At 46.1% G+C, this 13065-nt stretch carries 11 protein-coding genes; 3 read left to right on the top strand and 8 right to left on the bottom strand.

Annotation, left to right across the window (positions count from 1 at the left end):
• Positions 1 to 27: 27 nt before the first annotated feature.
• Positions 28 to 522: a diaminobutyrate acetyltransferase gene (gene ectA / locus N6H06_RS11205; protein ID WP_238583338.1), complete on the bottom strand. Its 495-nt coding sequence runs from the start codon at positions 520 to 522 to the stop codon at positions 28 to 30.
• Between the two features lie 418 nt (positions 523 to 940).
• The gene (locus tag N6H06_RS11200) at positions 941 to 1348 is read right to left on the bottom strand and encodes a hypothetical protein (protein ID WP_062748833.1); all 408 of its coding nucleotides are present in this window, start codon (positions 1346 to 1348) and stop codon (positions 941 to 943) included.
• Between the two features lie 146 nt (positions 1349 to 1494).
• On the opposite strand from N6H06_RS11200, the gene N6H06_RS11195 reads away from it, so the two are divergent.
• Positions 1495 to 2943, top strand: a complete 1449-nt coding sequence (locus tag N6H06_RS11195; protein WP_062748835.1) for a spore germination protein — start codon at positions 1495 to 1497, stop codon at positions 2941 to 2943.
• A 175-nt stretch (positions 2944 to 3118) separates the two neighbouring features.
• Here the strand turns inward: N6H06_RS11195 and N6H06_RS11190 are convergent, their stop codons facing one another.
• From N6H06_RS11190 to N6H06_RS11165, 6 genes are all read right to left on the bottom strand, one after another.
• Positions 3119 to 4537: an NAD-dependent succinate-semialdehyde dehydrogenase gene (locus tag N6H06_RS11190; RefSeq protein ID WP_062748837.1), complete on the bottom strand. Its 1419-nt coding sequence runs from the start codon at positions 4535 to 4537 to the stop codon at positions 3119 to 3121.
• Positions 4538 to 4597: 60 nt separating this feature from the next.
• Positions 4598 to 5758 (bottom strand): iron-containing alcohol dehydrogenase, encoded by a 1161-nt coding sequence (locus tag N6H06_RS11185; protein WP_062748838.1) that lies wholly within the window; start codon positions 5756 to 5758, stop codon positions 4598 to 4600.
• A gap of 123 nt (positions 5759 to 5881) precedes the next feature.
• A complete protein-coding gene (gene glsA / locus N6H06_RS11180; protein WP_062748840.1) occupies positions 5882 to 6811 on the bottom strand; it encodes a glutaminase A in 930 nt (309 codons plus the stop codon).
• Between the two features lie 249 nt (positions 6812 to 7060).
• On the bottom strand, positions 7061 to 8392 hold the full coding sequence (locus tag N6H06_RS11175; protein ID WP_062748842.1) for a GntP family permease: 1332 nt from the start codon (positions 8390 to 8392) through the stop codon (positions 7061 to 7063).
• A 15-nt stretch (positions 8393 to 8407) separates the two neighbouring features.
• Positions 8408 to 9592 (bottom strand): iron-containing alcohol dehydrogenase, encoded by a 1185-nt coding sequence (locus N6H06_RS11170; protein ID WP_062748844.1) that lies wholly within the window; start codon positions 9590 to 9592, stop codon positions 8408 to 8410.
• 125 nt (positions 9593 to 9717) lie between these two features.
• A complete protein-coding gene (locus N6H06_RS11165; RefSeq protein WP_263706572.1) occupies positions 9718 to 11427 on the bottom strand; it encodes a sigma-54 interaction domain-containing protein in 1710 nt (569 codons plus the stop codon).
• A 467-nt stretch (positions 11428 to 11894) separates the two neighbouring features.
• Here N6H06_RS11165 and N6H06_RS11160 point away from each other — a divergent pair, with 467 nt between their 5' ends.
• Together N6H06_RS11160 and N6H06_RS11155 are read left to right on the top strand one after the other, a co-directional pair.
• The gene (locus tag N6H06_RS11160; RefSeq protein WP_062748849.1) at positions 11895 to 12083 is read left to right on the top strand and encodes a hypothetical protein; all 189 of its coding nucleotides are present in this window, start codon (positions 11895 to 11897) and stop codon (positions 12081 to 12083) included.
• A gap of 587 nt (positions 12084 to 12670) precedes the next feature.
• The gene (locus N6H06_RS11155; protein WP_062748851.1) at positions 12671 to 12994 is read left to right on the top strand and encodes a 2Fe-2S iron-sulfur cluster-binding protein; all 324 of its coding nucleotides are present in this window, start codon (positions 12671 to 12673) and stop codon (positions 12992 to 12994) included.
• Positions 12995 to 13065: the final 71 nt, after the last annotated feature.

Below are 13065 nucleotides of genomic sequence, written 5' to 3'. Positions count from 1 at the left end.
TCGGTTGTTCCTCCTTCATTTATTCGTTCAAGAACGAAGTGGTCCAATGCGAAACGTGTTTTCTTGTTCATGGCTATCTCCAGGAAATAAATGTTCCGAAAAACAACTAGACACTTGGCAGTCTGTTTGATGGATTCGGGCTAATTTCCTGAATAACGCTTGCGAAGCTTTGTTTGAAGGTGTTACCGTTGCTTCCACGTAACGGATATCCTTGCATGCCTCTCGCTCAATCAGCTTATTGATCAAGTCAAGGCCGAGCCCTCGCCCCCGTTGGGACGCCGCTACCCCGATTTGCCAAATAAACAACGTATCTTGCTGTTTAGGAGGAATAAAAGCGGTAATAAATCCTACTACTTCATCTCCGTCTTTTGCCACAATACACGTATCGTCAAAATATTCGCACATCATAATGTACTTGTAGGACGAGTTTGTATCGAGCGAAGACGATTTCGCCAGTTGCCACATTGCTGCGCCATCTTCCACGGTTGGCTTTGTTAACGTTAGTACTGGTGTCTGGACCATAACAGCCTCCTTTTCGTTTATCATTTCGTTTTTGCCAGACACTGTTTCCTTACCCGTCTCTCATCATTCTAAACGTTTCTTTTTGAAACATTTATGAAGAACGTAGGCAACTTTCTTTGCCTTCTATAATGATAGGGGGGCGTGGCAGCAAATGCAAACGCTTAATCGTTGGATATAATTGGATTGATGTGGCTGAGTCGCGCTAGGTCGAGCAGAGAGTAGGCTTCTTTTCATATCCTCCTTAAACGTCACGTTTCCTTCCATATCCGCCCTTTGCTTATGAAAAACAAAAGAGGAGGGTTCCCCCTCCTTTCAGCCTGACGTCAAGGGCTCGCATACGTCGTCGTTTGGCTGGACTATGCTAATTAACCCCGACCTATTCTCATTTTTTCTCGTCTTTAAATCAGTCTGATGACTGTCACACGCACTGAAATGAAGCAATTCGCTCAGTGTCAATTCCAAAGAATACCCAACGGAAGAAAAACCAACGCCAGCCTGCTACAGAGCGACGGCCGACAAAAGTAGGGTAAAACCAAAACGATTCGCCGTTATTTAGGCGGATAAACGTATAACGAAATAGGCAGCCTGCGATCGCTCCAGGATCAACAGCAAAAACAGAAGGCGCCCCTAAAGTGCTTAAAGCGGCTTGGGAAGGAGGCGGCCCAGGCGGTGCTCCTGTTCCTTGACCTGGGGAGGTCGGCGGGCCTCCTTGCCCTGGGAAAAATCCTCCTTGTGTTGGCGGGGGTCCAGGTGGGCCTCCTTGTGTTGGTGGAAATGGAAACGTGCCTGGGCTAAAGCGCGACGGGTAATAATGCCCATTGTACATAAACGAGCAACTCCTTTTTTTATAACCTTTCTGCTAGCCTACGCAGCTGCCCATGGAATGGTGAACAATATCCCATTTTTTGTGTATAGCATCGTCTCAATTCCTTATACTAATTGGAAACTAACAACAGATAAGGAAGAAATGGCATGAGGACAACGGATTTACATGCATGTGCTGCAGCCATTAAAAGCGCCTTTTACCAATCAAACAGCGTGCAAACAATGGAAATTCCGCTTTTAGGAACAGAGCAAGCGCTTGTGCTATTCATTAAAGAGATTATCGACCAAAATAAGTTGCATGCGTTAATCGTCGATCCGCTTACTCGTTTCCGCCTCGCAAAGCAGTCATATCCGACTGAATCTGTTACGACTTGGCTGAAAGATGGCACCCCTATACCAAACGCCAATGTGGAACGATTAAAACGGGAAATGATGGACGGCAAAGCTGTTGTATTGTTGCAAAACGAACAGCCTGTTTTAATCGATTGTGCGATGTGGAATGTGCGCAGCGTCAGCGTGCCCCTTACAAGTAGCGTGTATGAAGGGCCAGCATCTGCTTTGACAGAAAGCCTTGACGTCAACATGAATTTGCTCCGTAATTATTTTCGTAGCCCCGAATTGGCAATCGAAACATTAGAAGTTGGAGAAAACGCTGCAAAAAAAATGGCGATTGTCTCGCTTCACGGAAAAACGAATCCAGATCTTGTAATAGAAGTGCGCGAAAGGCTTAAACAAGTGCATGTAGCCGAATTCATCATTTCGCAACTTGCAACTGACGCGCTTGAAGGGAAAGGGTTTTTGTTTCCCAGGACAATGGCAAATGACCGCCCAGATGCGTGCGCATTGGCATTGGCAAAAGGGAAAATTGTCTTGCTCGTAGAAGGATCGCCCTTGGCGATTCTGGCACCAAGCTTGTTTTATCATTTCTTTCAAAACCAAGACGATTACTTATCCGAATTTGGCCGTTTTGGCGCACGTCCTCTTCGGTATTTGTATTTTTTTATTGCCACTTTTTTCCCTGCTATTACTGTGGCAATCATCCGTTTTCATCTTGACAACATACCGACGGAAGTGGCTAACCAGCTTGTGAAAACCCATGACACCCTTGCACCCTATACAATCGAGCTTGTATTTGTCATTCTTTTATTGCAGCTTATTATGGATGGCTCCTATCGCCTGCCTGGCAATACCATTTTTGCGGTGACGTTTATCGGCACAATGCTCATTAGCGACATTGCTACAAACGTTAGCCTATTCCATCCCATTACAATCGTCGTCATTGGCGTTTGTTATATAACTAGTTTCCCTGTCTTAAACCGCGGGCTCCTTTCTCCAATTTTTTTTATTCGTATTACGCTGCTCGTCGTAGCCCATTTCTTTGGCTTTGCAGGAATGTTTGCCGTGACAACGGCAGTCATCATCCATATGGCCCATTTAAGGTCACTTGGAATTCCATACCTCTATCCGTTTATACCGTTTCAGCCTGATAAATGGCGTGACACGATTTTTCGCCCTACTTTAACGATGGCCATCAATAGACCGACGCCATTGCCTTTTAAAAAAGCAGAGGCTGCCCACAATCGAAGAGGAAGCTGAAAGGGAAGCTACTGGAAAAGGAAAAGACGACAAAATCAGACTGATCCATGATGCTTGTAGATGAAGAAGCGGATAGGACACCGATCTCAAAGCATGGTCTTGCTTTAAACAGCGTATACGAGCGTTCGTCTACATACTGAACCACCCATTCCCGCGGAGGAATGGGTGGTTCTCTTTAAAGTTGCAACGATATATATTTCACTTCTACATATTCTTCAATGCCCCAATGGCCACCTTCACGGCCAAGGCCGCTTTCTTTCATACCGCCAAATGGCGCTTGGGCGACCGAAGGCAAACCATCATTCAGTCCAACAATGCCATATTCAAGCCCTTCCGCAATGGCAACAGCTTCAGATAAGTCGTTTGAATACACATATGCTGCTAAACCATAGGGGGAGTGGTTCGCCCTTTCGATCACTTCTTCTGTTGAAGTGTACGTGGCAATCGGCGCGAGCGGTCCAAATGTTTCTTCCTTCATGCAAAGCATGTCATCGGTCGCATTGCCAATAAGGGCAGGTGTTTGGAAATAGCCGTTTGTGGCATCGGCTTCTTGGCCAAAGACCACTTCGGCTCCTTTCGCTTTCGCATCCTCTATATGCTTTTGTACTTTTGCAACAGCCGCTTCGTTAATAAGAGGGCCAATATGGCTATCTGGTTCCATGCCGTTGCCCACTTTTAGCTTTTTCATTTCAGCAGAAAAAGCCTCTATAAAAGGTGCTTTAATCGACTCGTGGACGTAAATGCGGTTTGCACAGACGCACGTCTGTCCGGCATTGCGGTACTTTGAAGCAATGAGGCCATCTACTGCCTTTTGAATATCGGCCTGTGCGGTTACGATAAAAGGAGCGTGACCGCCCAATTCGAGCGACAGTTTTTTGACAGTATCGGCTGCCTGGCGCATAAGCAGTTTGCCGACACGCGTTGAACCAGTAAATGACACTTTTCGCACCCGTTCATCGGCCATCCACGTTTCCCCGATTTGTTGGGCGTCTCCTGTAATCATATTAACGACTCCCTTTGGAATGCCTGCTACTTTAGCCAATTCAACGATCCGGTAAGCAGTAAATGGCGTTAACTCTGATGGCTTAATGACCGCTGTACAACCTGCTGCCAAAGCAGGCCCTAGCTTCCTCGTTAACATGGCCGCCGGAAAATTCCACGGTGTAATGGCAGCGATAACGCCAATGGCTTGCTTTTGCACAAAAATACGTTTATTGGTTGCAGCCGCAGGAACCGTTTCGCCATAGACACGCTTCCCTTCTTCTGCATACCAAGACAAGAAACTGTTGGCATAACGGACTTCACCAAGGGCTTCTGCAAAAGGCTTTCCTTGTTCTAGTGTCATTAACTTGGCAATTTCTTCTTCCTCCCGCTGAATTAACTCATACCACTTTTGCAAATACGCGCCTCGTTCTGCCGCCGTCTTTTCTCGCCATTCTGGCAGTGCCGCCGCAGCGGCGTCGACCGCTGCTAAAGCTTCCTGTTTCCCCCCATTTGCAACTGTGCCAATCACTTCTTTTGTCGCCGGATTTTCTACTTCGATCATATCGTCGGTCGCTACGCATTCATTATTGATAAACAGTGCATGATTCATAACAAGCTCACTCCTTTTCATTTTTGAAAATACACCATTTCCATTGTTTGACCATACCAACTACACTGGCCGCCCTACCCATGCCTGTTCATAAATCGACAAAATGGTATCACGCTGAAGCATACGAGGGTTGTTCTTTAAGAGACGGTCGATTTTACTTGCATCTTCTGCCATAGCCGTAAGGTCTCCACGTTTTATCCCAAACTTTCTAAGGTTGCTTGGAATATCGACTTGACCGCAAAGGCGCTCCATGACGCTTATCGCCTGGTCAGCCTCTTCACTCGCTCCCATCCCTTTCTCCTTTACGCCTAACGCTTCTCCGATCACAGCAAGCCGGTCGACGCAGGCAACTTTGTTTTCCCTCATTACATAGGGCAATAGCACGGCGTTGCTGATACCATGAGCAATTTTAAACCGTCCCCCAAGAGGATAAGCGAGGGCATGGACAGCGCCGACTCCTGCGTTGCCAAATGCCATGCCAGCCATTAAGCTGGCGACGGCCATTTCTTCCCGTGCTGCGAGGCTTGTTGGCTTTGCGTACGCTTCGGGCAAACTTCGGGCAATTTTTTCAATTGCCTGAAGGGCAAAAGCATCTGTAAGGGGCGATGCGTTTACAGACAAGTACGCTTCAATTCCATGGACAAGGGCGTCTATGCCGCTCGCTGCTGTAACAGCAGGAGGGGTTGTCCTCGACAACTCTGGAGAAACGATTGCCACGTCAGGAAGCAAATGGTCACTGACAATTCCTTTTTTTAGCTTAGCGTCATCGTCGGACAGAATCGCTATATTCGTTACCTCGGAGCCTGTTCCGGCTGTGGTCGGAATGGCAATGAGCGGCACCCCTTTTGTAGGGACTAAATCAGTGCCGATCAAATCAGCAAGTTCGCCGTTATAACGAACATAAGCTGCCGTCGCTTTAGCCGTGTCAAGAGCACTGCCACCACCTACGGCAATCAAGCCATCATGGCCGCCAGCGGCAAATGTTTGTTTGCACGCTTCTACAACCGAAAATGCTGGTTCTGGCTCCACTTCTAAAAATACGCCGTAGCGACGCCCAGCAAGCATCTCTGTCACTTCCTCAAGCAGACCAGCCTTCTTAATCATTTTATCAGTAACGACAAGGGGATTGTTTATTTTTAACCTTGCTATTTCACTGTCTAAATGGGAAATAGCTCCTATGCCCATCAAAATTTTGTAAGCGCTTTTAAAAACGTGTACCATTTTCGACTGCCTCCTTGTTTCATCATTTTAGCAGAACATCCTTTTTTCTGGATATAAAGCGGCATTTTTTACTCTTTCACACTATTGATCAGCCCAACCGTTTGGTCTGTTCACAACCACTTTTTAAAACATGCTGAGTGAATAACGTTTGGCCATCATTTCCAGCAATTTGATCCCGGCAATGGAGTTGCCTTTTTCGTCGAGAGACGGCCCACAAATGCCAATCCCGCATTTTTTCGGGACAGCACCCATAATTCCGCCTGAGACCCCGCTTTTTGCTGGAATACCGACATTGATGGCAAATTCACCTGAAGCATTGTACATGCCACATGTGACCATAAATGTTTTGCATATCCGGGCAACGTCTATAGGCAAGAGCTGCTTGTCTGTATCGGGATCACGGCCATCCATGGCCAGAACGCAGCCGACCCTCGCTAAGTCGATACAATTCATTTCAATCGCGCATTGTTTTGTGTAAAGGTCCATGAGCTCTTCTACATCTTCATCAATGACGCCATGTTCTTTCATAAAATAAACAAGAGCCCTGTTTAAATGGGCTGTTTCAAATTCTGATTGGGCTATTTCTTTGTTATACGTAATGGTTTCATTTCCTGTCAAACAACAGATAAAGTCCAGTAAACGTTCAAACCGCTCGCCCGCCGTTTTTCCTTTAATCATATGGGTAACGGCAAGAGCGCCGGCATTAATCATTGGATTGAGCGGTTTGGAAGGCTTATTGGTCTCCAATTTAGCGATCGAATTAAAAGGGTCGCCTGTCGGTTCTTTTCCAACACGAGTGAACACGTATTCTTCCCCTTGATCGATAAGCGCTAGCGCTAAGGAAAGCACTTTTGAAATGCTTTGTAGTGTGAAATTTTCTTCCGTATCCCCAGCCATAAAACCTTTTTCATCAGGGTAGTACAACGCTACTGACAGCTCATGTTTATCAGCAGCAGCTAAGGCAGGAATATAATTGGCCACGTTTCCTTGCTCAGCAAACGCTCTTGCCTGGCTAACGAGCAATTCCAGTTCATCATTTGAACGGCATAGCATGCGAATTTCGCCTCTCTTCTTTTGTTCTCTTTCATTAGCTTGGCTGCTTCAGCGGATTGCATGCAAAAAACCGTTTCCTTTCTAAATAAATTTCGATTCCCTCTCTACCTTAAGGCGACAGCTTCCTGAACAATCGTCTCGTTAAATAGAGTTGAAAATAAACATCGCCCTTTATCCGCAAACGCCTCCTTATAAAAAACAGCACCTACAATTGATAGACGCTGCCTTACAATTGCGGTGCAGTTATGATTAGTAAAAAAACGTATAGAGAGCGACGGCAATGGCAAGTGCGACAGTCGGTAACATGGTGCACACTAAGAAAATAGGCCCATATGCTCGTTTATGGGTTTCTCCGCATATAGCCCGAATCGTCGTTACGACAAAACCGTTATGAGGCAATGAGTCTAGACCGCCGGAAGCAAGCGCGGAAATACGATGCATCGCTCCTGGGTCTACGCCGCGTTCCATATAATCGGGGGCAATGAGCGGCAAAGCAATACCAAGGCCGCCTGATGCAGATCCGGTAATCCCGCAAATGACCGTGACAAACAAAGCCAGGCTAACGAACGGTTGACTTGCTGCACCCAACAAGGATTGTAAAAACAAATCGAAAGCAGGCACTTGTGCAGCGACACTGCCAAAGCCGACAACAGCGCACGTATTGGCAATCGCGACAAGAGAATTTTGCGCGCCTACGGCGAGTGACTCTCCGATTTGCGTCACAAATTTCAAGTTAAACAGCCATGTCGTTCCGATGCCCAGAAGCAACGCAACCAATACAGCCGTTTTGGCCGCCATATAAAGCGACAGCACATTTAAAGAAACAAGCACAATCGCTAACGGCAACAAGGCAAACAATGGCTTTGGCAACACGCGCTCTTTTGCTGCCGCCAGTTCATCAAGCGCTTCTTCCTCTAGCCCGTATAGGGGACTGTCTTGCGGGAGCGAAAAACGCTCGCCTTTTTTCAGTGCTGTTTTCAACATATACCTGACCCATAGGCCGCCTGCAACCATAATGAAGACCGCGCTTACAACACCAATCCAACCGCCAGCAGTCGGTTGTGTGCCAAAGAACTCGGTTGGAATGATGTTTTGGATTTCAGGTGAGCCAGGTGAAGTCATCGTGAACGAAATGGAACCGAACACAATCGCAACCGGTATAAAGCGGTGCGGATAATCGGCGAGCTTAAACAGGGATACGGCAATTGGGTAAACGGTAAAACCAACCACAAATAAGCTGACGCCTCCATAAGTCATAATCGCACATGCGGCAATCACAGCAAACAGCGCCCACTTTGCTCCCAATTTCCGCTCGATCCAATCGGCAATTGCTTCCGCCGCTCTTGTGTCTTGAATGACTTTGCCAAAAATTGCCCCTAAAAGAAAAACCAAAAACCAAGAAGCAAAATAGTTTGTAAACCCTTCCATATAGTGTCCGACCATTGCCGTATTTAAATTAAGCCTTCCGGTTAAAGCAAGAAGAACAGAAGAAAGAAGTGCGGCAATAATAATATTGACGCCTCTTAACGTTAATACGACTAAAAGGGCCAGTGCACCTAATAAGCCAATCATGCTGATCATATTGTCTACGCCTCCTTAACGGGAAACGGCCGAATTCCGTTGAAAAAGGGCCTCGTACAGCTCAATCAACTCTTGTTTTGACGGCACACGCGGGTTGTTTTGCGGACTTCCGCTTTCAAGTGCATCGTCAGCCATTTTATGAAGCATTGGCATAAACGCCTCTTCTTTAACGCCCCAGTCTGGCAATGTAGGAATATCGACTTTCGCGCAAAGGGCGACGATCTCTTCAACTACGGTATTAGCTAGTGTTTCAAAACATTCACCGCTCTTGCCAGGAAAGAGAACACGGCCGATTGAGGCAAGGCGCTCCTGGCAACTTTCCTTTGTATATTCGAGCACAACGGGTAAAAGCATCGCGTTAGAGACGCCGTGTGGCACATGGAAGAGGGCGCCAATTGGTCTTGACATCCCATGGACAAGACAAACCGATGAATTGGAGAAAGCCATACCGGCGAGTAGCGAGCCGTACAACATTTCATGTCTTGCCTTGATGTCGTTGCCATCTTTATAGGCGGGCAACAGATAATGGAAAATCCGCTTAATTGCTGATAGCGCCAGTCCATCGGTAAAAGGATGTGCCCTTTTGCTAATGTAAGCCTCCAACGCATGGGTAAGCGCGTCAATTCCAGTAGCTGCAGTAATGTGTTTAGGTGTCGATTTTGTCAGTACTGGATCAACAATGGCCGTCCGTGGCATAAAGGCTTGCTGTTTGATCATCATTTTGACATTTGTGTGCGTGTTCGTAATTACTGTCGCATCTGTTGCTTCAGAACCAGTGCCACCTGTTGTCGGCAAGGCGATCAAAGGAACCGCTCCTTTTCTCGCAATAGTACGCCCGTTCATGTATTCATCGATTGCTCCGCCATTGGCTGCTAGTACCGCGACAGCTTTAGCTGTATCTATACAGCTTCCTCCACCAAGGGCAACAATGACATTGCAGCCTTTTGTACGAAACAAATTCAAAGCCTCATACACGTACGTATCCGTCGGCTCAGTTGCTACACCTAAATAGGAATACGATGGGATTCCGCTTTTCTTTAGCAAAGCTTGGGTTCGTTCAACATTCCCTAGCCTTTCCATCACTGCATCGCTAATAATCAGCGCCTTGCTTCCTAGCTTTGCAGCTTCAACGCCAACTTGCAAAAAACTGTTTTCCCCATAAATAATCGTGGCCGGCAAATGACAAGTTGTTGATTGCATCTAATCCCCTCCTTGTTGTTTTGCCATTGCAAAAATGATGCCAACCACCAAGCAAGATGACTGTAAGCGTTTTCTATAAACTGTATCGCAAGTTTGCAACATAAAGCCTTGCCACTGTCGCTAAATCACGACGACTCTTCTTCTTTTAGCTTACGGTACAATGTCGCACGGTGGATGCCTAACAATTTTGCAGCTTTTGCCTTATTTCCGTTCGCTAATAGGATCGCTTGCTCGATTCGCCGCTTCTCAGAACGCCTCGCCACCGCCTTTAATGATTCTTTCTTTGCGGCATGGTTGCGCAAAAACGGAGGCAGTGTATCACTTGTCACTTCTTCTCCTTCGCCGATTGCCATAATGTAATCGATCGCATTCGCCAACTCACGAACATTGCCAGGCCAATCATACTCAAGGAAAGCGTGTAAAGCGTCTTCACAAAATCGTTTTTGCCTCATCGCATATTCTTGTGCAAAACGGTCCATAAACGCGCTAACTAAATAAGGAATATCTTCTTTACGCTCGCGCAACGGCGGGATGTTTAATGTGATCGCCACGAGCCTATAATACAAATCTTTTCTGAACTTGCCCTCGGCCACTAGTTGGTTGAGATCAGCATTCGTAGCAGCAATTAACCGAAAATCGGTTTGGATCGGGCGACAGCTGCCAACCCGGTCTACTTGTTTTGTCTCAAGGACACGAAGTAGCTTTGCTTGCAACGCATTCGACATTTCCCCTGCTTCATCTAAAAAAAGCGTACCACCACTAGCTTGTTCAAATTTCCCTACTGCCCCGCCTCGTCGCGCGCCTGTAAAGGCTCCTTCTTCGTAGCCGAACAGCTCAGCTTCGAGAAGCGTTTCCGGCATGGCAGCACAATTAATTGCAACAAATGGTCCATTGGCTTGGTTGCTCATCTGATGGATCAAACGGGCAAACAGCTCTTTTCCCGTACCTGTTTCGCCTGTTAATAGCACTGTCGCTTTTGTGCGTGCTACTTTGCGGGCAAAACATTTGCACGATTGAAGCGCCTCGCTCCTGCCTATAAGCCGGCGCTCGACTGGTGTCTCGTTTCGATTTGTTGGTTCAGTTGAGAGTGCCTCCTCACTTAAAAAAATGCGTGCTCGCTGCAAAATTTCATAAAGCTCGGAAACGCCTTCAAAAATCAACATGCCAACAGCTCCGACAACACGGCGATCTTGCCAAATTGGGATACGGTGGACCACCATGTTCTGCCCCTCAATCCGTTGGATCACGCCTCGCTCAGGAATGCCTGATTTTACAACTTCATGTAAGCGCGTATTTTCAATTACATCAGCGACAAACTTGCCTTCGACTTCCGCTTCGTCCTTTCCGCCAATAAAGCTGCGGTAGGCATTGTTCATTTTGACGATGTTTCCTTGCTTATCGACAATAACGATCCCTTCATACGCGTTTTCTAAAATCGCTTCCAGTATCGCTTTTTGCTCGTACTCTTCCCGCGCCCGCCGCCAGTTTTCTCTTGTTACGGCACCAATGTAATCATCGCCCTCTTTGATGAGAACCAATTTACTTCCGTCTGGACTAGATCTATGCCTTTCCTCATTTTCAATCACTTCTACCGATTCTAACGCTTTATCAATCGCTGTTTTTCCACTGCTTATCGCTGCCACTATCGTTTCTGGAAGCAACGCCCCAACTAGTTCATCTTCTTCTGTCACAAGAACGATCAAAGAGCCTGCATGTTGCAACAAACGGGCCCACTCCTGAATGGTCCGTTCTTCATAGAGAGCAAAGGAAACAGGTTCGATCCAATAGTGGCTTACATGAAAACCAGATTGGTTGATGGTCAATTGCTTTACCATGGCATTTTCCTCCATTCCAATTTGTCTAATTGCTTTTGTTCGCGTTTTACGTAACTCCTAGCTAATTGTATAGGCGTACTCAGGTGGGGAACGTTTTGAAAGTGACGATTAATCGAATGTACATATTGTTTCACTACTGCCAAGTGATTCCCTTCAAATAAAGGGGAACATATGTAAAAAGTTATTCTAATGAAGAACGAGTGTTTTTGGAAAGGGAACTGTGGAACATCGTAAGGCATCAGATCGCCCCCTTCATAGCGTTCACAATTAAACCACGAGTCTTTTGTGGGACCATAAAACGGACAGTGTGGCTGTGCGCATGGAAAATTTCAGCATTTTTTCGTTTTATTAAGATCATTTCACGCATTCTTTATCAGATCTTAAATAGATTTGGAAAGCTGTCTCCTTTACACTAACAATGAGAGCTAACGAGAAACAGGCTCCAATATGAATAGAGAGGTGAGCACATGTACTCAAACGAAGATTTGCATGCAGTCGAAGAACGGGCGAAAGCATTTTTGCCTACAGCTACAAGCGAACTCTCCGCTTATTTACGGGCCATCGAAGAATACGTTCGAAGCAAACGCAAGGATCTAGGCTTCGACCAAGCTGAACATTTAGAAATACAGCTTCTTGTCCACTATGGCTTAGAATAAAGCCATCTAAATGAACACAAAGAAAGAAGCCTCATCTAGGCTTCGTTTACATAAATCTATGTTAATCTTGTTTTTACACACGGTTAAAACCGGTTTCCCCGGCCCGACTGATATGCTCCCCTTTAGGTAGACAGATTAAAAAATAAAAATCTGGCTACTTATGGGGGAGTATTTGTTATGTCCAAAAGATCATAACTCAGTAGAAGAGAAATACGCGATACAAAACGGATTAGAAGATGATTCTATAAATGAATGAAAGTCAATATATCACGTACACCGATCAACGAGAATGGACATATAAGTATGATACACATGGAATGGAAGGTCTAAACGAGTCTTCTACCTGGAGAAGATATTCAAAGGATCTGAAACTAGCCGCCGTAAAAGATTCTCTCTCTGGTATGTATTCGGTACGTGAGGTTACTCGAATGTCAGACGCATCTGTCCTCCGAGATTGTTCTTTTTTCGCAAAAAAACGTGCTGTTGTCCATTAATCAAATGTTTAATTAACTGCCGATCATTCCCTTTTTCATGCTACAATTATTTTTAGAGACAGAAAGTTTAATAAAAAGGGGCGAATATCGACCATGCCAATGATTTACGCTGAAGGCTACCATTCTTTTGAAGCCGAAAACGGAAAGAAACTTGTATTAGCGTTAGAAGACAACGGAGTAGACATTTTGCACCGTTGCGGCGGAAATGCCAGATGTACGACATGCTTGTGCGAAATTATGGAAGGCGACGCTGGCCCAATCGGAGAGGCTGAAGCAGCGATTCGTGCAAAAAAAGGAATCACTGCCGAAAACCTACGGTTGTCCTGCCAAATTCGCGTAGCAAATGACTTGAAAGTCAAGCCGCTTCGCACCGCAACGAGCGAACAGATGGATCCAGGCAAACGTCCAGAAGAGTAATGCACATTCAGCGCCATTGCGCAAAACAGGACTGCTAGAAAAACGTGTTCTTAAGCAACTATCGTAAAGCC

It is taken from the genome of Shouchella tritolerans, from assembly GCF_025770735.1.
GTDB lineage: Bacteria > Bacillota > Bacilli > Bacillales > Bacillaceae_D > Shouchella > Shouchella tritolerans.
The sequence above is the reverse complement of the archived record's forward strand: the minus strand, read 5'-3'. Positions and strand labels throughout refer to the sequence as shown.